The 20,457-nt window shown below is 63.8% G+C and carries 18 protein-coding genes; 5 read left to right on the top strand and 13 right to left on the bottom strand.

Features of this window, described 5'->3' with window-relative positions:
• Window positions 1–4 precede the first annotated feature (4 nt).
• Genes BMIN_RS01650 through BMIN_RS08500 form a run of 3 tightly spaced genes read right to left on the bottom strand, consistent with a single transcriptional unit; the run spans window position 5 to window position 2,224 of the window.
• Entirely contained in the window at window positions 5–1,096 is a 1,092-nt protein-coding gene (locus tag BMIN_RS01650) for a TadA family conjugal transfer-associated ATPase (RefSeq protein ID WP_022861208.1), read from the bottom strand.
• Entirely contained in the window at window positions 1,093–1,824 is a 732-nt protein-coding gene (locus BMIN_RS01645) for a CpaE-like family protein (RefSeq protein WP_162177098.1), read from the bottom strand. The genes BMIN_RS01650 and BMIN_RS01645 overlap by 4 nt, the downstream gene beginning before the upstream one ends.
• A gap of 25 nt (window positions 1,825–1,849) precedes the next feature.
• Complete coding sequence (locus BMIN_RS08500) at window positions 1,850–2,224, bottom strand: hypothetical protein (RefSeq protein WP_156097293.1); 375 nt, start codon at window positions 2,222–2,224, stop codon at window positions 1,850–1,852.
• A gap of 485 nt (window positions 2,225–2,709) precedes the next feature.
• Here BMIN_RS08500 and BMIN_RS01640 point away from each other — a divergent pair, with 485 nt between their 5' ends.
• From BMIN_RS01640 to upp, 4 genes are all read left to right on the top strand, one after another.
• Window positions 2,710–4,941, top strand: a complete 2,232-nt coding sequence (locus BMIN_RS01640; protein WP_022861206.1) for an RNA degradosome polyphosphate kinase — start codon at window positions 2,710–2,712, stop codon at window positions 4,939–4,941.
• Window positions 4,942–5,056: 115 nt separating this feature from the next.
• Window positions 5,057–6,166, top strand: coding sequence for an NUDIX hydrolase (locus BMIN_RS01635; RefSeq protein WP_022861205.1), 1,110 nt, complete (start codon window positions 5,057–5,059; stop codon window positions 6,164–6,166).
• A 4-nt stretch (window positions 6,167–6,170) separates the two neighbouring features.
• Window positions 6,171–6,854 carry a hypothetical protein gene (locus BMIN_RS01630; RefSeq protein WP_033395526.1) on the top strand — a complete coding sequence of 228 codons (684 nt, stop codon included), beginning with the start codon at window positions 6,171–6,173 and terminating at the stop codon, window positions 6,852–6,854.
• 376 nt (window positions 6,855–7,230) lie between these two features.
• Entirely contained in the window at window positions 7,231–7,869 is a 639-nt protein-coding gene (upp, locus tag BMIN_RS01625; RefSeq protein ID WP_022861203.1) for a uracil phosphoribosyltransferase, read from the top strand.
• Between the two features lie 150 nt (window positions 7,870–8,019).
• Here upp and BMIN_RS01620 read toward each other — a convergent pair whose 3' ends face one another.
• The 7 genes from BMIN_RS01620 to BMIN_RS08690 all read right to left on the bottom strand — a co-directional run bounded on the left by BMIN_RS01620 (window position 8,020) and on the right by BMIN_RS08690 (window position 15,426).
• Window positions 8,020–9,105: a glycerophosphodiester phosphodiesterase family protein gene (locus BMIN_RS01620; protein WP_022861202.1), complete on the bottom strand. Its 1,086-nt coding sequence runs from the start codon at window positions 9,103–9,105 to the stop codon at window positions 8,020–8,022.
• An 85-nt stretch (window positions 9,106–9,190) separates the two neighbouring features.
• On the bottom strand, window positions 9,191–10,852 hold the full coding sequence (locus tag BMIN_RS01615) for an ABC1 kinase family protein (protein ID WP_033395524.1): 1,662 nt from the start codon (window positions 10,850–10,852) through the stop codon (window positions 9,191–9,193).
• Between the two features lie 19 nt (window positions 10,853–10,871).
• The gene (locus tag BMIN_RS01610; protein ID WP_022861200.1) at window positions 10,872–11,132 is read right to left on the bottom strand and encodes a phasin family protein; all 261 of its coding nucleotides are present in this window, start codon (window positions 11,130–11,132) and stop codon (window positions 10,872–10,874) included.
• A 44-nt stretch (window positions 11,133–11,176) separates the two neighbouring features.
• Window positions 11,177–11,926 (bottom strand): type 1 glutamine amidotransferase, encoded by a 750-nt coding sequence (locus BMIN_RS01605; RefSeq protein WP_022861199.1) that lies wholly within the window; start codon window positions 11,924–11,926, stop codon window positions 11,177–11,179.
• Between the two features lie 45 nt (window positions 11,927–11,971).
• Window positions 11,972–13,438, bottom strand: a complete 1,467-nt coding sequence (locus BMIN_RS01600) for a Mur ligase family protein (protein WP_022861198.1) — start codon at window positions 13,436–13,438, stop codon at window positions 11,972–11,974.
• Between the two features lies 1 nt (window position 13,439).
• Window positions 13,440–14,879, bottom strand: coding sequence for a replicative DNA helicase (gene dnaB / locus BMIN_RS01595; RefSeq protein WP_081648007.1), 1,440 nt, complete (start codon window positions 14,877–14,879; stop codon window positions 13,440–13,442).
• A 385-nt stretch (window positions 14,880–15,264) separates the two neighbouring features.
• Window positions 15,265–15,426 (bottom strand): hypothetical protein, encoded by a 162-nt coding sequence (locus BMIN_RS08690; RefSeq protein ID WP_162138759.1) that lies wholly within the window; start codon window positions 15,424–15,426, stop codon window positions 15,265–15,267.
• Here BMIN_RS08690 and BMIN_RS01590 point away from each other — a divergent pair.
• A complete protein-coding gene (locus tag BMIN_RS01590) occupies window positions 15,374–16,732 on the top strand; it encodes an MATE family efflux transporter (protein WP_022861195.1) in 1,359 nt (452 codons plus the stop codon). The genes BMIN_RS08690 and BMIN_RS01590 overlap by 53 nt on opposite strands.
• Window positions 16,733–16,753: 21 nt before the next feature.
• On the opposite strand, the gene BMIN_RS01585 is transcribed toward BMIN_RS01590, so the two are convergent.
• The 3 genes from BMIN_RS01585 to BMIN_RS01575 form a co-directional block, all read right to left on the bottom strand.
• Window positions 16,754–18,625 carry a [protein-PII] uridylyltransferase family protein gene (locus BMIN_RS01585; RefSeq protein ID WP_051126332.1) on the bottom strand — a complete coding sequence of 624 codons (1,872 nt, stop codon included), beginning with the start codon at window positions 18,623–18,625 and terminating at the stop codon, window positions 16,754–16,756.
• A gap of 172 nt (window positions 18,626–18,797) precedes the next feature.
• Complete coding sequence (locus BMIN_RS01580) at window positions 18,798–19,136, bottom strand: P-II family nitrogen regulator (RefSeq protein ID WP_022861193.1); 339 nt, start codon at window positions 19,134–19,136, stop codon at window positions 18,798–18,800.
• Between the two features lies 1 nt (window position 19,137).
• Window positions 19,138–20,424, bottom strand: a complete 1,287-nt coding sequence (locus BMIN_RS01575; RefSeq protein WP_022861192.1) for an ammonium transporter — start codon at window positions 20,422–20,424, stop codon at window positions 19,138–19,140.
• Window positions 20,425–20,457 lie beyond the last annotated feature (33 nt).

Raw genomic sequence — 20,457 nt, 5'->3', positions numbered from 1 at the left:
CACGTCATGCCGGCGCCCCCGCCATGGCACCGGACGCCCCCGACCGCGATCGCCCCGACGCGGCCACCGAAGAGCCTCCCGACGAGTCCGGCGCGGAGCACCATCGTGCGGCGAACTCCGGCCATCCGTCCCCTCTGACGAACTCCGACCGTGATGGGCCAGGCCATGTCCATCGAAGCGCCACCCGAGAAATCAGATCACCCGCGTCCTCCACGAGGATTCCCACACCCGCCAACCATCGGCGTCCCTCCACTCTGTCAATGTGGAGCACCACGTCGAAGGCCTCGCGCGCCATCATGGCGGTGGTCCTCGGGGACATCCCCGCCAGAAGCCCCAATGACACGATACGCGAGCCAACCGCGTCTATCCCATTGGCATGCATCGTCGTCATCCCACCCCGATGCCCGGAATTCAAGGCTCTGATGAGTTCGCCGAGCTCGGCCCCGCGGCATTCCCCCACGACTATCCTGTCAGGTCTCATCCTCAGCGACGCCCGCACCAAATCGGCCAGCCCCACGGCTCCGGCACCTTCCACGTTCGCGTTCCTCGTGGCCAAGGGTACGTGGTTGGCCACGCCGATGCTTCCCAACTCCCGGACCTCCTCCACGCTCACCACGCGCTCATCGCCACCGCACTCGGCGAGCAGAGCGCGCATCAATGTCGTCTTCCCTGATCCGGTCCCTCCGATGATGAGAATATTGGCGCGACGCCGAACGAGAGACCGAAGAAGCGGTAGCCACGACGACGGCATCATCCCCCTGTCTGCGAGAGCGTCCAGCCCGGGGGCGTCACGAGGCTGGACGCGTATGGACAGACTTGCGCCATCCGGGACCAACGGCGCTATGACGGCGTTCACCCTCAAGCCCTCGGGCGACGCGGCGTCGGCGATGGGGCTGGCGTCATCCAGTCGACAGCCCATCTGCGCACACAGGCCGACGGCGAACTCCCGAACGGCCCTCGGCGAGCGAAATGCCGGAACTCCGGCCTCCCTGACCATCCCGCATCCACGATCCGCCCACACCGTTCCGTCACCGGTCACGGCGACATCGGTCACGGACGGGTCGCTCATAATGGGATCAAGAGGTCCGAATCTCATGCCCCCTCCCCCCCGCACTCATGGATCTCATGGATGAAGGACGCCACGGATCGCACGACGGCGCGCACGGATCGATCGACGGCGGAGAAGCCCAGGCCGGACAGCATGTTCTCGCATAGACGACGCGACGATGGCATGGGTCCGGCCACCGCCACATCATCCTCGACCTCGAGGTACCGCGCCGCGTCGTTCATATCCACCGCCACACGACCCGATCTGGCCATATGGGGTCGCACCCCCACCAGGCACAGTGGACGCGACCGGATATGGGACAGCAGCCGTTTGGCACGCGAGATGCCGGGAACGGTAAGCTCGCACACCACGACGCGACACAGGGCGACACCATCCATCAACCCGCACATCTCATACGACCGGCCACAATCCACGACGACGGGACCATGCCCGGCCAGCGCCAAACCACCTGACACCTCGGCGATATCCCGAAGATCGGGGAGACTGCCCCCACCCACCCCGCACGACAGGATCCGGACTCCATCCCACACGGGCAGCCGCGATGCCAGGGACCGGGAATCCGGCAACGATTCATCAAGACGCAGATCCTGCCAACGCGCGCCCGTCTCGTGCTCCACGCCTACGAGCACATCCAGACCACCGCCGTCACGATCCGCATCCACCAGCACGCATCCCGTCCGACCATCCCCGCACAGCACCCGCGACACCATAGCGCACAACGAACTCACTCCAATGCCGCCGGACGCACCCACCACAGGAACCACATAGCCTTCTTGCGCATCATCCCCTGCGTCCGCACCGCCGCGCCCGAAGGAGGGCCGTTGCGCTCCATCGCGCGCTAGGGGCACCCGACCGTCGTGCCCGTAGGGGACGCCGCCATCGCAGACGCCTCCACCAGGCAAAGGCGGCGACCCCATGAATGCCGGGATCCCGGCATGGGAACGCGGCGGCGAAGGCGGCGATCCACCGTCCCGCGGAATCGGTGGCGCTGATATCGGTGGCGCTGATCTCATGCCTCCAGATAACCGCCACCGTGGGCATCCGTCGCGGGCGTATCCCCGCTGTGGTCAAACGCCCTACTGTGGTCATCAAACGCCCCGCTGTGGTCGAACGCCCCGCTGTGGTCAGACGCCGTCCATCAACGACACGCGCCATCAACGGCACACGCCACACAAGAACGAGCGCAAAAAAGGAGGAGGCCCGCATCCGCAGGCCTCCTCCGCAAGCACCAATCCGATGGAATCTCTGCACAACCTCTTTGTTGCGACGGTAAGTCTATCCAATGCCCGTCCAACAGATGGTCCTCGTGACCATTGACCTTTGTGGGCTTCCATCTCTTAACTTGTGCTTGCATCTCCTATTATGCCTGTTATCACGCCGTTCACAACCGCATCAGCCCGTTTGTTCATAACTTATCTGTTTTGTCGCGAATCTCTCGTTTGAACCGACCCGTTGAGCGAATCCGAACACGAAGATCGGCCTTTTTGTTCGTTTCAGTTCGTTTCACCGTACTCTCCGGCGTGTCGACTCAACGGCATCCCGTCGCCGTTCAGACGCTCCGCACCGCCGTTATGTAAACACCGTCTGAATTTATGCGAACCGGATCACCAATATCGTTGTCGTCGACCTACAGTGGGTACATGGCACAGAATTTTGACGCACCATCACGGGCCCTTCTCCGCAGCCAGATAGCGGAGCACATCGCCGAGACCGATAAAACGGATCGTCGGGTGTCGCCCGATGGGGAGCAGGAGCTTCCCGCCGACCGGTTCTTCGACCGGGAGCTCAGCTGGCTGAAGTTCAACAAGCGCGTCCTTGAGCTCGCCGAGGACGAGGACGTCCCCCTGCTGGAGAGGGCGAACTTCGCGGCAATATTCGCGTCCAATCTCGATGAGTTCTTCATGGTGCGCGTGGCGGGCCTCAAACGGCGAATCGATTCGGGCATCGCGGTGACCGCTCCGTCTGGTCTCAGCCCCCGGCAGCAGCTGCACGCCATCAACGAGGAGGCGCACCGTCTGCAGGAGGAGCATGCCAACTACGTCAACTCGCGCATACTTCCCGAACTCGCGGACCAGCACATCGTGCTTCTCAGCTGGGACAAGCTCACCACCACCGAACAGGAACGCCTTTCACGCTATTACCGGCAGCAGGTCTTCCCCGTTCTCACGCCCCTGGCCGTGGATCCCGCGCACCCCTTCCCCTACATCTCGGGGAACTCCCTCAATCTGGCGGTTCTGGTCGAGAACCCCAACTCGGGGAAATCGCATTTCGCGCGCGTCAAGATCCCTGGAAACCTCAATCGCCTTGTCCCCGTCGACGATCTGACGGACGAGGAAGGGAGCGAGGAACGTTACGGCTTCATAACCATGGAGAATCTGATCATCTCCCATCTGGAGACCCTGTTCCCCGGGATGATCATCAAGGAGGCCCGGTCCTTCCGTCTCACCCGCAACGAGGACATCGACGTCGAGGAGGACGACGCCGAGAACCTGCTCAACGCCATGGAGAAGGAGCTTCTGCGCCGACGGTTCGGGCCGCCCATCAGGCTCGAGATATCCGATCTGACCAGTCCCTTCCTCTCGCAGCTTCTCGCCGGGCAGCTGCGCATCAGCGCCGAGGAGGTCTATCGCCTCCCTCCGCCGCTGGACATGACGGTCCTGTTCGAGCTTCAGGGAATCGACCGGCCGGATCTCAAATACCGTCCCTTCATCCCGACCACGAACCGCCAGATCGCGCAGGTTGAGTCCAGCCGGGCGCAGGACATCTTCGCGGCCATCCGCGAACGCGACATCCTTCTGCACCACCCCTACGACTCGTTCTCGACCTCCGTGCAGGCCTTCCTCTCCCAGGCCGCGGCCGACCCGAAGGTCCTCGCCATCAAGCAGACGCTGTACCGCACCTCCAGCAACTCGCCGGTGATCGACGCCCTCATTGACGCCGCCCATGCAGGCAAGCAGGTGCTGGCGCTCGTGGAGATCAAGGCGCGCTTCGACGAGGACGCCAACATCGCCTGGGCCCGCAAGCTGGAGAGGGCTGGCGTGCATGTGGTCTATGGCATCGTGGGACTCAAAACGCACTGCAAGCTCTCCCTCGTCGTCCGTCAGGAGGACGACGGCCTGCGACGCTACTGCCATGTGGGCACCGGAAACTACAATCCCAAAACCGCACGTCTGTACACGGATCTCGGGCTGCTCACCTGTGATCCCGTGGTCGGACAGGACCTCACCCGCCTATTCAACCAGCTGTCCGGATACGCGCCGAAGTCCAGCTTCCACCGGCTTCTCGTCGCGCCGCGAACCGTGCGCACCGGTCTGATCCAGCGCATCCGTCGCGAGGAGGACGCGGCCCGCGCCGGCAAGGACGCATGGATCCGCATCAAGGTGAACTCCATCGTGGACGAGAAGACCATCGACGCGTTGTACCGTGCCAGTCAGGCCGGAGTCAGAATCGACATAGTCGAACGTGGCATCTGCGCGCTCAAACCCGGCGTCCCCGGTCTCAGCGACAACATCCGAGTGAGGTCGATTCTGGGGAGATTCCTCGAGCACAGCCGCATCTACGCGTTCGCGAACTCGGACGGTCCCCAGATCGGTGAGGGACCGTCGTCGGGCCCCGAGGTATGGATCGGATCGGCGGATCTGATGCACCGCAACCTCGACCGCCGCGTCGAGGCTCTGGTGCGCATCACCGCACCGGAGCAGGTGGAGGAGCTGATCAACTACATCGATCTGCAGATGTCGGACAGCACCGTGTCCTGGCATATGCGCGCGAACGGGGCCTATGAGCGTCACTCACGAGATGAGGGCGGACGGCCTCTTGTGGACTCCCAGGAGTATCTGATCCGCAAGCATCAGCGTCGACCGCATTCGTGAGCCGAACCGTCGCCCACGTCTAGCATCGCGGAATGACGGGAATCGGAGGGGCGCTCGGGGACGTCCCTCCGGAAGCACTGCCGACAGGACATTGCCGGCGAAAGGGGAAAGACGAATGCGCCATATCATCGAGGCCGCCGGGGGAATCGTCTATCGCATGACTTCATCCGTTTCCGCACCCAAGGTTCCGGGGTCCCCCGGCGAAGCCATTCCGACTGATGGCACGCCGGACGATGGCACGCTAGGCGGCGGCCCACGGATCGACGATCTGGAGGTGTGTCTGGTTCATCGTCCCCGATATGACGACTGGAGCTGGCCCAAGGGCAAGCTTGAGCCCAATGAGTCGCACCGCCATGCGGCCGCGCGGGAAATCGAGGAGGAAACCGGCCGGGCGGTACGGTTGGGGGCCCGTCTCGGCGAGACGGAATACCCCTTGGACGCCGAGGGACACAAGGGAAAGAAAGCGCATGGGGTCGGAGGCGACATCAAGCACGTCATGTACTGGATGGCCCAGTTGCTGGACGATTCGCAGATCAGCCGACGCTCAGCCGCCTTCGGACCGGTGCTGACCGCCGATCCGCACGAAATCGACGAGCGCCGCTGGCTTCCGGTGCGCGCCGCCAGAAAACTGCTCTCCCACTCACAGGACCGTGACATCCTCGATGCCTTCGTGGACCGAATCGAGGAATCGGCGGGAGCCGCGACGCTCATCCTCGTCAGACACGCCAAGGCGGAACCCCGCAAGCAATGGCGCGGGACGGACGGAGACCGACCCATCACACCCAAAGGCGCGAGCGCCGCCTACGGACTCGTCCGGGAGCTGTCGTGCTTCAGCCCATCGCGGTTGGTGTCATCCCCTTGGCTCCGATGCATACAGACATTGGAACCTTATGCCTTTCATACCCGAATTCCGCTTACCACCGCCGAGGAACTGACCGAGGACGCCTTCGCCGACGATCCCGACCGCTCATGGAACCGGGTGCTGCAGGAGATGGACGACTGCGTGAGCCGACAATCCACAACGGCGATATGTATGCACCGGCCGGTTATCGGTGCGATGTTCCGGCATCTTCGTCCCCTCTGCGCATCCCGCACACAGGCCTCGCTGTTGGTGGAATCCTCCCCTTTCATGCCCACGGGAACGGCCCTTGTGCTATCCCTGACTGCAGGACCGGACGGTCCCTCCATCATCGATGTCCAGAAAGTGGTGCCTCTTGTCCACTGATCCGATTCGGCTATCCCCCGGGTCCATCGCGCCCAGCGGAACGGCGTTCGTCCCGTCACGCGTTGGCGCGCACCGACCCCCGCGCCCCGGGCAACTCGCCCCCGGCATAGTGGACCATCTCGCCGGAGGCCTCGATCCCCAGGCGATCAGCGAGATGAGCCATGTGTCCGCCGCCGCGCTACTCGACCGCGTCCACCACAGCACCGACCCCGTCATCGTGCGCCGCGTTCTGACCATCGTCGACACTGAAGGCGTGGACATCATCGCCGAATTGTGGAGCGACGCGGATCCGGATTCCCTTCCCGGAATCCTGTGGAGACTGTACATGCTGAGATCGTGGATGCACCGTGAACCGGAGACGATAGCGCGGCTGTGGAATCTGGGGGAACCGGCCACCACCTCGGCCAGCGCGATAACTGGACTCGACTCCGCGCCCGCCGCCGAGGACATCTCCCGCACCGCGGATTCCATCCTCTCCGGGGCGTTCACCGGCGACTTCGCCATCGCTCTGGACAGGGCAAGCGCCTTCACCGCGGTTATCGCCAACGGGATGAGGGTTCAGGCGCATTCGCTGACGGACACGCCTACGTCGAGGGCACAGCTCATCCACAAAGCCGCCAATCTGGATTCCACCTCGTCCGATTTCCATCATGGGGCGTCGCTATGGCGGCGGGGACGCCTCGAATAGCTTCCACGCGTCACCATCGGGACCAACCGGCCATCCTACGCATCGTCAATCATTTGTCCACCGCGCGCGTATCGTCCCTAGACCATCGACCGGAGGGATATACTGAGGGTCGACGTCGGGTCGTGCTTAAGCCCCGGGCTCCATTTGTTGCCGCTACGAGCGGCGTTTGCGCCGACAGGCGCTTTCGCGGTCCGACGTCCTTCTCCCTCTTTCCTCTCTCCGTTTTCCTCCCATCTCGTCGCGACCAGATTCAGCCCATCCCGGTGCCCGCGTCAACCGTCGACGCAGGCCGGATCGTCGACGGCGCCCATCGTCGAAACGCCGTGCCGAAGCGATGGAGTGCGTCATGCCACGACAAGGGCTTAGGCTTGTAGACATGGAACTTCATGTCGTGAACCATCCTCTGGTCGAACACAAACTCACCGTCCTTCGTGACAGGAACACCCCCTCCAATATCTTCCGCGAGCTGGTCTCCGAGCTGGTCACGCTTGAGGCCTACGAGGCGACGCGCAACCTCGATCTGGTGGACACCCCCATCGAAACCCCCGTGGCGCCCATGATCGGAAAGAAAATCGCCGCGCCCAAGCCCATGGTCGTGCCGGTGCTGCGCGCTGGACTGGGAATGCTCGACGGAATGACCCGCCTTCTGCCCACCGCCGAGGTCGGTTTTCTGGGAATGCGCCGCGATGAGGCCACGCTGGACATCATCACCTACGCCAACAGGCTTCCCGAAGATCTCACCGGACGGCAGTGCTTCCTTCTGGATCCGATGCTGGCGACCGGCGGGACGCTTGTGGCCGCGACCCACTATCTGGCGGAGCGGGGGGCCAAAGACATCACCGCGATCAACATCATCGCCGCGCCCGAAGGTCTCGAAAGGCTCAAGAAGGACATCGACCCCTCCATCGATTTCAAAGTCGTGGTCTGCGCCGTCGACGACCATCTCAACGAGCACGCCTACATCGTCCCGGGTCTGGGAGACGCCGGGGACCGTCTGTACGGCCTGATCGACTAGATCTCATACCGATCCGATCCGACGGAGTCGTCGCCGGTCCAGCGGGCGCCGATCTGTGCGACGGCATCCGACGAACCGGTAAGCGGCGGCCTGCGTCCGGTGACCCCGGTTGACCCGATGATCCTGGCGACGCCTATATCCTAATGGCGTCTATAGGATGGTGCCGCCACCTGACACAGGGCCGGGAACATCGTCCGAGGGGACGAACGATTCGATGATGTGCCTGTCGAACATCGTCCGCGCACGCTGGTATTCCTCAGGGCTCCGTACCGTCCAGGACACCATCACCGCCCCGAGGAAACGGGAAAGCCGAACCGCAGGGGCGTTCCCGTCGCTCCAGTCATAGGCCACGAAATCGGGACGCGACATCCAGTTCAGCGACAGCTCCCCCGCAAGCCACGCCTTGAGCCCATCCTCGTGAAGATCGGCCCTGGAAGCCAGCTGCCCGCGGCATACCGCGGGATCGTTCATCCGATACCACCGCAGCGCCCCGGGATGGAACGATTCGACGACGTACTCACCCTGATAGTCGCGGAGCAGTGCGTCGCCTTTTTCCATAAGACTCTCGCAGCCGTCGTCCCATTGTTCCAGACTCGGCATCTTGTATTCGACGATCAGAGGGACCCTGCCGTCGACCAGTCGGAGGACGTCGGACAGCAGGGGCACATGCTGCGCGTATCCCGATTGCGTATATCCTGACGAGGTCGCAGCCGCACCCTCCTTCGCCGGAGCCGCAACGGCATCGCCGGGAAGCGCGGGAGCGGGAAAAAGCGAAATCGCGCACAATTGCTCATACGTCAGCTCCCCGATCCGACGCGGATCGCCCGCAACCCTCATCAGGGTGGAGTCGTGCACGACCACGACCCGCCCGTCACGAGTGAGCTGGATATCGAGCTCGATCCCGAATCCGGCCTCGCAGGCGGCAGCGAAGGCCGCCAATGAATTCTCGGGGGCGATCGGGCCAGTCGCATCGGCGGATCCGTATCCGGCGCGCAAGGCCATCCTTCTGGCCAGAGCCACGTATTCGCCGCTATGCGCCGAGTATGCGTCGGTCAGTCCCGATCCTGCGTCATGCAGTCCGCGATGGGCATACCATACCCGTGGAAGGCCGGGCACCGCGTGGGTGATCGCGTCACGGCGCGCCCGGGGCGCCACCGCCCAAGCCGCCAACCCGGCGGCGACCGAGCCCAGAACAAGCGCACGCCTCAAAAAATCGGCGGATCTCGTGGATTTCATGGTGTCCTCCTCATCGCGTCCTCCTTGAGCTTAGCCCGGATGCGACCCCCGGCAAGGGCCATCGCCACCGGGCCGAAACCTGCATCTATTTCCGGGCGCGCCGCCCTTTGATATAGATATCGGCGACGATCCACAGGGACAGCGCGAACGCGACCACGTATCCCAGGAATCCGATCACCGGTATGCCGAAGACCACCGGCTTCATCCCTGCGAAATACACGATCGACGACCCCACGAAAAGACCCACGACGATCAGAGCCATGGTCAGGCGGTTGACCATGTCGGAGAGAAGAAGCATCGGCTCGCGCGATCCGACGAGCTCAAGATTGACCCTGATCTGCCCGCGGGTCAGCATCCGCGACACCACCCGCGATTCCGACAGGGCCGCCAGCAGGCCGTGCACCGCCTTATGCCCCTCGGCGCCCAACCTGCGCAGCTCATCCGACGCCAACGAGGTGGTTTTCGACTGCGCCATGTGTTTGGAGATGATCTCGATCATATTGACGTTGGGGATGAACTCGTCCAGCGTCCCCTCGAGCGTCACCAGGGCCCTCCCGACGGTGGTGATGCTGCTGGGGACCTCTATGCCATGCCGGGACGCCATCTGCGTCAGGGCCGCGAGGAACGCGGAGAGGTCGAGATCCGTGAGGTCGACGGTCCCATACTCCTGAACGATGGAATCCAGATCCGACAGCAGCGCCGGGTAGTCGCCGACCTCCGCCTCCGTGCCGGCAAAGCGAAGCAGACCATCGGCAAGTCTCGGGGAATCCTGCTCGGCCACGGCGAAGATCATGTCGCGCAGCGCCGAGCGCGTGCGACCGTTGAGGCGGCCCGTCATCCCGAGATCGATAAGAACGATGCACCCGCCCGACACGATGATGTTCCCCGGATGCGGATCCGCATGGAAGAAGCCCCTGTCAAGGACCTGCGTGGCATAGTTGTCGACGAGCTTCGTGCCGATCTCCTCGAGGTCATACCCCTCTCTGGTGAGAAGATCGGGCCGGGAGACCGATATCCCTTCGATGTAGTCCATGACCACCACATGCTCCGTGCACAGATCGGTGTATGGCTTCGGGCAATCCATATAGGCGAAGTCATGGCAGAAGCTGTTGAATTCGACGAGATTGCGGGTCTCCACACGAAAGTCGGTTTCGGCTTCGAACGTCTCCCACAGCTCCTCGACCACGCCCCGCAGATCGACGACCTGCGGTTTGCGGACGACCTTCGACGCCGTGGACGCGATCGACCGCATGATGGCGACGTCCTGGGCCATCGTCTCGCGGACGCCGGGCCTCTGAACCTTGACGGCGACGTCCTCGCCTCCGACCAGCGTGGCACGATGGACCTGGGACAGCGACGCGGATCCCAGAGGACTGGGATCGATGCTCGCGAAAACCTCGTCGATGGGACGCCGGTATTCCCGTTCCAGAACCCCGATAACCGTGGCGTACGGCATGGGATCGGCGTTGGCGCGCAACTTCGCGAGCTCATCGCAGAACTGCTGGGGAAGTATCTCGGACCTCATGGACAGAATCTGGCCGACCTTGACGAAGGTGGGACCCAGCGCCTCGAACATCAGCCTCATCTTGACGGGCGTGAGCCCGTGGAGGACGTCGAAGCGATTGGCTATGCGCGCTATCTCGACCAGACGCCGCGCCGCGCCGCGCCGCGTGAGGTGGTATCGGGTCGACATCGACTGCCGTCGGCCGCCAAGAAGCCCGATGGTCTCCTCATCCGCATAGTCCATGAACGAATCCGCGTCCGCGCTACTGGGCGTGGGCGGCACCATCCTCCGCGTCGGACGACCCCTCCGCAGAATCCTTATGGGGAGCGGCCGAGGACGCGCGGTTCTCGGCGGCCTTCCTTTTGAGTTCGGTGTTGAGCGCCTTCCCCTGCTCGACGGTCAGCTCGCCCTTGGCGACGAGACCATCGACTATCTCCTGGCTTTTCTCGACCGTGGTGGCCAATGCTCCGACGCCGGCAAGAAACACCTTGCGCAGACCTTCTCCGAAATTGAGATCACCCATGATTGCCTCCTTGACAAGGTACGTCCACTCTATCGCACAACGAGCTACCTCGGGCGCGTCTGCGCCACCCTACGGGCCTTGTCCGCCATCCCATCCACCTTCCGCAGACTAGCGACGAGAGCGGGGTCGTCCGATGGCGTGAAGACCCCATAGCGGCGTTCGGCCGCGGTGCGAATGAGGAAGTCCGCGAGACGGGGATTCTTGGGAAGAACCGATCCATGCATGTACGTTCCGATGACGTTGCCCTTCCGCGCGCCCTCCGTGCGGTCCTCGCCGTTGTTGCCCGTGCCGTCATGGTCGACGCGTCCCAGGCATGTGGTGCCATCGCGCAGGAAGGTCTGCCCCGAATGATTCTCGTATCCGATCACGTCGCCGAAGTCGCGGGTGTGCTCGACGAGATTGCCGATCATCCGCTTCTTATGGCCCTCCGTATAGACTCCCAGGATCCCGATCCCTCCAAGACGCGATCCGTCGCTCGTCTGGAAGTACTCGCCGAACAGCTGGTACAGGCCGCAGATCATCAGCATGGGCGTCCCGTCCTCGGCAAGCGATCGCAGATCGTCGGCATGGGCGAACAAGTCATCCGTGATGCGTTTCTGACCGTTGTCCTGTCCGCCGCCTCCGAGAACGACGTCGACGTGGGCGGGCCAGACATCGCCCTGATTGTAGGCGTGGAGGCGTGGTTCGTAGCCATACAGGCGCAAGCGTCGCAGGACGGTCAGGACATTGCCCCAATCCCCATAGATGTTCATATCGCGCGGATACAGCGACATGACGTCAATCACCCTGGACACCGCGGTCTCCCTTCGCCGATATCGTCATCGTCCCGCCCTTCGCCGTCATCGTCCCACACCCGCGTCGGCGACCGAAGCCACGCGCGAAAGCACCGAACGTGCGCGCAGCATGGCGGTGTACGTGCAGTAAAGATGCTTGGGCGTTCCCGGGGACGATCGCACGAAACGGCCGACGGCGGACTCCAGATCGGTGTCGACGTCGCCGATGGGCACCTCGTCGTAATCCAACCGGAGCGCCATGTCCCAGGCGCGGGTGCCGGACACCATCGCGACCCCGGAATCGCGAAGGGACCGGAAGTCGACGTCCCACAGCCAGCTCATATCGCGTCCGTCGGCATACTCGTCGCAGATGGCGATCATCGTGTCATGGCCCTGCGGGGGAAAGGACGCCAGGGACAAACGGAATCCCATGGGGTTTTTGACGAGCAGAAGCTCGACCGGCGTTCCGTCGACGTCGATGGATTCTCCGCGGCCGAACGCCGGAGTGACGGTGGACAGGGCGCGCATGATCTCATCATCGTAGGGTGAGGCAACGCTCGTCGACGCGTTTCCATTTCCGTTTCCGTTTCCGATCCCCGTCCCCGTCTCGGTCCCGCTCCCGGGCCCATGCGAAACGGGAACGATCCGATCCGTGGATCGCAGTTCCCGCATCACCGCCCTGACGACGGTCAGGGCCGCGCACGCGTTGAAAAGGTTGTAGACGCCCTCAAGCCGGACGTCCGTGGTGGATTCCACGCCATCCACCATGAACGTGGCCTCATGGTCCCCGACCGACGCCAGCGTCACATCCGCGGGAAGACGTCCGGCCCCCGTCCGGCCCGTCGGTTCCGCAGCATCCGCCACATCCGCAGCATCCGCTGTATCCGTACCGTCACCGGCGTGCATATCGTCATCGGAGGGGAACAGCGTGCGCAGCCTATCCTCAAGACCGAAATACCTCACGTCGACACCCGTCGCGGCCCGCGACGCCAGGGCAGCGATCCGCGGATCCTCGCGGTTGAGGACCACGACGCCCGTGGTCGCGGCCGCGACCCGTCCCAGCAGATCGGCGGTGTGGTCGATCTCGCCAAAACGGTCCAGCTGGTCGCGCAGAACGTTGAGCAGCACCGCATACCGTGGGCGCACCTGAGCCACGAACCTCACCGCATAGGCCTCGTCAAGCTCAAGAACGGCGATATCCGCATCCAACCGACCACGCAGATCCACGGCCCCCAGCAACGCCGACACCACGCCCCTTGTGAAGTTCGAGCCCGTAGGATTGGTGAAAACGCGCAGTCCCAGCTCCTCAAGCATGGTGGCGATCATGCGCGTCGTGGTCGTCTTGCCGTTGGTCCCGGACACCAGAACGACCCCGCATGGAAGCCGGTCGAGGGTCCGAGACAGGAACCCCGGGTCGATGCGTTCGGCGACAAGACCCGGGAACGCGCTGCCCCCATGCCGCGTCAGCCGGGAAAGAGCCGAGGCCATCCTCCCGACCGCCGGCGTGATGACTCCCATCGGTGCGAACGCCATATCAGACCCCCTGCTGACTGTCCTGGGGCATGTCCTTGAACTTCGACGTGGCGCCCAGGAACGCGAGATGGAACGTTTCGGTCGGGCCGTTGCGGTGCTTGGCCATGATGATGTCGGCCTCGCCGGGACGGTCCTCCTTGTCGTAGAAATCGGGCCGGTGCACCAGCATCACCACATCGGCGTCCTGCTCGATCGAACCCGACTCACGCAGATCGGACAGCTGGGGCTTGCGGTCGTTGCGCATCTCGGGTCCACGGTTGAGCTGGCTGAGCGCGACCACGGGGACCTCAAGCTCCTTGGCCAGAAGCTTGAGAGCACGGGAGAACTCGGAGACCTCCTGCTGACGGCTTTCGACCTTCTTGCCCGAGCTCATGAGCTGCAGATAGTCGATGACGACGAGTTTGAGGTCATTCGTCTGCTTGAGCCGACGGCATTTGGCGCGTATCTCCATCAGGCTCATATTCGGGCTGTCGTCGATGAACAGCGGCGCGTCCTGGAGACGGGTCCAGAAGTTGTTGAGGGTGTTCCACCGTTCCGACGTGATGTCGTCGGCCCGTCGCAACGCCACGAGTGGAATGTTCGTCTCCGCGGAGATGATGCGCTGCGCGAGTTCGACCTTGCTCATCTCGAGCGAGAAGACGACCGCCGTCATGTTGTGGTGCAGCGCGGCCGAACGGGCGAAGTCGATGCCCAGCGTCGACTTGCCCATCGCGGGACGGCCCGCCACGACGACCATCTGCCCCGGCTGAAGGCCCTGGGTCACGTCGTCGATGTCGCGGAAACCCGTGGGGACGCCCTTTTCGATCTCGTTGTTCTGCATCTTGTCGAGTTGGTCAAGCGTGTCGTGGACGACGGTTCCGATCGGCGAATAATCCTGACGGATCTTCCCGACGCTCATCTCGTAGACCTCGGACTGCGCGAGGTTCACCACGTCCTCGGCCTGGGAGCCTTCCGCGGAGTATCCCAGCTGGACGATTTTGGTACCCGTCGCGATGACGTTGCGCAGGATGGCCCGCTGATGGACGATCTGCGCGTAATACGTGGCATTGGCGGCCGTGGGGACCGACGCGACAAGGCTATGGAGGTAGTCGGCCCCTCCCACCTTGTCGAGATCGCCGTCCTTGAGCAGACGATTGGCGACGAGAACCACATCCACGGGCTGGGACGCCGCGAAAAGATCGACGACGGACTGATACACGGTCTGGTTGCGCGGCTCATAGAAATCCGTGGCCGACAGCATCTGCGAGACCTCGCCGATGGCGTCCTTGCTCATCAGCATCCCGCCTAGAACCGCCATCTCGGCTTCGTCGTCATGGGGGGGAACGCGGTCGAAAACCACTTCCGAGGACACCGCTCCACGGTCCGACGACGCCGACGACCGATCGGGGCCCTGCGCACCCATCCGCCGCCGTGAGACATCCCACGAATCACCATCTGCCATGCCTCCGAGTATAGGGGTGGGCGGAGAGAGCATAGGAACGGGCAGAAGCACAGGGTGGACGGGTCGGCAAGCGGCAGGCGAACTCGGATCGACCACGATATCCGCATAGGTCGCCGATGCCGATCGGCATCGACGCTCCGCCCGGAAACAACGACACTCCGATGGCTTCCGTGTGGACAAGAAAAAAAGTTATCCACATTCAAGGCGTGTTGCAGAGGACAATCCCCTGAGTTATCCACACAGTGGGGATAACTCTGTGCATAATGTGGGGACGAGCGCGCCGCCCCCATCTCCGTGGTCTCGATCACCTCATCATTGTGGTAATAAGCGTCGCCGACACGACGGAGACAGCGGGACGATCGACGCCATGAAATCCGCGCACCCCCTATGCTGGCCGCATGAGCTCCCACACGGATTCCGCCGCCCCCTCGTCGGACGCGCCCATGCCCTCCTCTCCGGCAGCAGTGCCCTCGTCCCCGGCAGCGTCCTCACCCATGCCGGCATCCACGCCACCACCCACGCCACCACCGGCGTCATCGCGCGACATGCTGCACCAACTCATCTCCATGGCGATCCCCACCTTCGGACAGCTCATAGCCGAGCCCACCTTCATCCTCATCGACACCGCCATCGTCGGACACGTCAACGACTCGGCCCTGGCGGGGCTGTCGGTGGGATCCACGGTCATTCTCACCACCGTCGGGCTATGCGTCTTCCTCGCCTATGGAACCACCTCACGGGTCGCCCACCTCATGGGGGCCGGGCGCCGACGCGACGGATTCGAAGAGGGCATAAGCGGACTATGGCTCGCTCTGGCGATCGGGGTCATCGTGGCGACGGTCATCGGTTTCATCGCCCGTCCCCTGTGCTCGTTTCTGGGAGCGCGGGACTCCGTACTCGACAACGCCACCGCCTATCTTCTCGCCATGATCGGGGGCATACCGGGAGCTCTTCTCGTGTATGCCTGCAACGGCATTCTGCGGGGACTGGAAAGAACACGGCTGACGCTGCTCGCCGCGGTGGCCGGGGCCGTCGTCAACACGATCCTCGACGTCGGCATGGTCATCGGTCTGGGATGGGGAATCGTGGGGTCGGGCGTGGCCACCCTCATAGCCCAATGGACGACCTGCCTCATCATGCTCGTTCCGACGCTGCGATGGGCTCGCGAGAGTGGTGCGCGGCTGCGGCCACGCAGGGAGGGGATCCTGCGCAGCGCCGGGGACGGCGGCCCACTGTTCATCCGCACCCTCGCGCTGCGCTGCGCGCTGGTGGGGACGGTTATGCTCGCCGCGAGGATGGGGGACCACGTCCTCGCCGCCTACCAATCGGTGAACGCCGTATGGAACTTCGTTCTCAACATGCTTGACGCCATAGGAATATCCGGGCAGGCCCTCGTGGCCCTCCAGCTCGGCGCCGGCCATCGTCCCCAGGCCCGCCGGGCCGTCTCGACGGCGTCGCGCGCGGGGCTCGCCGCGGGAGCCGTGATCGCCATCGGCATGATGGCGCTGGCGTGTCTCGCCTCGCCATTGTTCAGTCCCAACCCCGACATCGTGCGGCTCATCGCCATCGGCATGATGGTTCAGGCCGTCTTCCTCCCCCTGGCCGGGTGGATGTGGGCGCTGGACGGCATCCTCATCGGCGCCCAGGACTATCGATATCTGGCCGTCACATGCACGATCACCGCGCTGGTCTACCTTCCCGCGCTCGGACTCGTCTCGATGGCGGACAGGAATCCGGGAATGGACGACACTCTGCACATGATCATCCTGTGGATGCTCATCAACGTGCTTTTCATCGGGCCACGGGCCATCTTCAACGGGATGAGGATTCGCGGGGATCGGTGGATGCACTAAGTCCACCCGCATCCATGGCCGTCACGGGACGAAGCCGGGCCGCGAGGCGTCCTGGGCCCACGTGCCCACCATGACGTCACGCACCGCGGTGTACATCATCCTCACGGTGGTCTCACGCCATCGCGACCACCCGTACTGCTTGCTGATGACCTCGCCGGAGGTGGCGCCCAGCGACGATCCATCGGCGCGGGTGAGGTCGTACAGCATGTCCAGAATCAAGGGGTCCCCGCCCAACCGATCCGACAGCTCCCGGGCCACGCCGTAATCGGCGGGGTCACGGCCCGTGGCGAACTCCGACAACGTCAGATGCTCGCGGACAAGCATCGTCGTCATATCGACGATCTCCTGCGGGAACCCCATGCGCCGCAGTATCACCGGCGCATGGCGCGCACCCTCCGACGCATGGTCACGCACACCCGGCCTTTTCCCGATGTCGTGCAGGATCCCAGCCAACAGAAGCGCGGCGTAGTGGGCGTCGTCATATCGCACTCCATCAGGCCCCTCTCGTCCCAGCCTCGACGTCACCTCGACCATATGACGGTCGATCGTGTACCGGTGCGCGGCCGATGCGGAGGGACGGTTGCGCACTCCGAGCCATTCCGGGATCCACCGTCCCGGGATCCCCGCGTAATCGATCTCCTCCCACGTCCGGATCAGGGATCTTCCAGATGCCAGAAGCCTGACGAACATATCCCGCGCATCCGCATTCCACGCGTCGTCCCGGATGGGACACGCGCGCAGATTCATCAACGTGACCGGATTGATGGGAAGCCCGAACTCCGCCGCGGCGGTCGCGACCCTCAGGGGAAGCTCGGGATCCGAGCGTGGATGCGCATCCGTCCCCAGAACCACCTCATGCTCGTGCGACGCCACGCCCGGAGCGATGACGTCGAACCGCGGGGCCTCGCGATGTCCATCCGACTGGGGACGCATCATCTGGAAGAAGGCGAACCGCGGACGCTCGTGGGTCACCGTATGTTCGGCATGGGACGCGGTGGCGTCAAGCGCGAAGGCTATGCGCCTACCCAACCGGGACAGCAGCGTCTGCAGATCCTCCACCGCGCTCACCGCACGGTCCGGCTCGGGGATCGTCGGATCGCACAATCCCATCATCCGAGCCACGGACGGCTGATACTGGGCGAGAAGAAGATCCGTGTCCTTGCCCGCGACGAGATGGATGCAGTCACGCACGTCCAGAAGCTTCTCCACGGCGTCGTCATAGCCGCCATGCGGCCGGTCGGCAAGCCACGACGCCGCCAGCGCGGACACCAGAACGGCGTCGCGCAGACCACCACGGGCCTCCTTGACGTTGGGCTGATTGAGATAGGGCATCCGACCGAACTCTTCCAAACGCGACGACGCCGACTCAAGAAGCTCGGGAAGACGCTTGCGGGCGGCCCGCCGCCATCGTTCCAGAATCGACGACGAGGTGCGCTCCACAAGGCCGGAATCCCCGGCGACGGGAAGGACGTCCAGCCATCCCATCGCCGCGGGCAGATCCTGGTCCGTGACGCTTTCGCACTGCTGCCGCGTGCGCACCGAATGATCAAGGTCAAGTCCGCAATCCCACAGCGGATACCACAGCTTGTTCGTCAGCTCGCTGATCTGGGCGTCCTTCAACACTCGCGGCTCCATGATGACGACAAGATCGAGATCGGAGCTGGGCCCCATCTGCCCGCGTGCCAGCGAACCGACCGCGGCCAGCGCTATTCCCTCCTGAGGCACTCCGAACGACACCGAATCGCACGCATCCGCCCATAGTCGCGAGATCGCCGCGGTCGCGAGATCGCAACGCTCACGCCGTTTTCCGGCACCGTCCCGGTAGACCCCATCCGCATCGGGACGTCCCAATGCCATGATCCTCTTCTTCAGACCATCCACCGCGCTTGCCATACCATACCCGACTTCCCGATCCCGGAATGCGGGAGCCCACCCGTCACGTCCGGCATCATGCCACCACACACAGGCCCCATACGAGACAGGCCCCATACGAGGGAATCCCCGCATCGACGCTCGGGTCCATACGGGGATTCCTGTTCACGCCCAGTCGAGGGCCACGCACCTGTCAGATCGCCGCGGAACCGTTCTCTCCGGTACGCACACGGGTGACGGAGTCCAACGGAGCGACCCACACCTTGCCGTCGCCGATGGTCCCCGTGCCCGCCGCCTTGACGATGGTGGAGACCAGGGTATCGGCATCGGCATCGTCCGCGAGAACCTCAATGCGGATCTTGGGAATCAGGTCGACGGTGTACTCGGCGCCGCGGTAGACCTCGGTATGGCCACGCTGACGGCCATACCCATTGGCCTCCGACACCGTGAGCCCGTGAACCCCCGCCGCGGATAGAGCCTGCTTGACGTCATCGAGCTTATGCGGCTGAATGATCGCTGTGATGAGCTTCATCTCACTTCACCTCCTTGATGACCGAGCTGGACATGCCAGCGAAATCGTAGGCACGCTCGCCCTGATCGACCAGATCGATGCCCGAGACCTCCTGCGCCTCGGTGACGCGCCATCCCATGGTCTTCTCCAATGCGAACGCGATGATCGCGGTGATAACCGCCGAGTAGGCGATGGCCACCAGGGCGATGATGATCTGCACCAACAGCTGCTTTCCGTCGCCGCCGGCGAACAGGCCGGTCCCCTCGGCGAAGAAGCCGATGAGGACGGTTCCTGTCAGACCTCCGACGCCGTGGACACCCACGACGTCAAGCGAGTCGTCATATCCAAGCTTGAACTTCAGACCACAGGCGAAGCAGCACAGAACACCGGCAATCGCCCCCAGAACCATGGACCATATCGGCGAGACGACATCGGCGGCGGGCGTGATGGCGACCAGACCGGCGACCATGCCCGAGGCCGCGCCCATGGCGGTGTAATGCCCGCTGCGGATCTTCTCGGTGAAGAGCCATGCCAAGGTCGCGGCCGACGTGGCCGCGGTGGTGGAGACCCACGCGTATCCGGCGGTGCCGTTGGCGCCGAAGGCCGAGCCCGCGTTGAATCCGAACCAGCCGAACCACAGAAGGAACGCGCCGAGCATCACAAAGGGGACATTGTGCGGACGAATCGGCTCGGTGCCGAATCCCTTCCGCTTGCCGATGATCAGCACGATCACCAGTGCGGCGATTGCCGCGTTGATATGGACCACGGTGCCGCCTGCGAAATCATGCGCCGCTGCGCCAATCGCGGTGGAGATCGGACCCGTGCCGGAAAGCAGACCGCCGTTCCAGACCATATGGGCCATCGGCGCGTAGTCGAAGGTGATCCACAGAGCCACGAAAAGCATCCACGTGCTCATCTTGATGCGCTCGGCGAGGGCGCCCGAGATCAGGGCCACCGTGATCATGGCGAACGCCAGCTGGAAGGCCACATCGATGCTGACCGGGTATTTGTTCCCGTTCATCCCGGTGGCGGTCCAGACGCCGTCCTTGGCGACGACCGCGTCCTTGAGAAGGAACCCGGACGCGGGATCACCGAAGATGCCCCCGACGTCCTTGCCCGCATAGGCGATCGACCAGCCCCAGAACATCCATACGACACCCGTCACGGCGAGCGCACCCACCGATAGCATGAGCATGTTCAGCACAGCCTTGGCGCGGACCATTCCTCCGTAGAAGAACGCCACGCCGGGCGTCATCAGGAACACCAACGACGCGGATGTGAGAATCCATGCGGCATTTCCGGAGTCCATATCTACCTCCCTCTCTGACCTCGTTTTGCGAAC

The sequence above is a fragment of the Bifidobacterium minimum genome, assembly GCF_000741645.1.
In the GTDB taxonomy this organism is placed as follows: Bacteria; Actinomycetota; Actinomycetes; order Actinomycetales; family Bifidobacteriaceae; genus Bifidobacterium; species Bifidobacterium minimum.
Note: the sequence above shows the minus strand (reverse complement) of the source record. Positions and strands in the feature narration are given on the sequence as shown.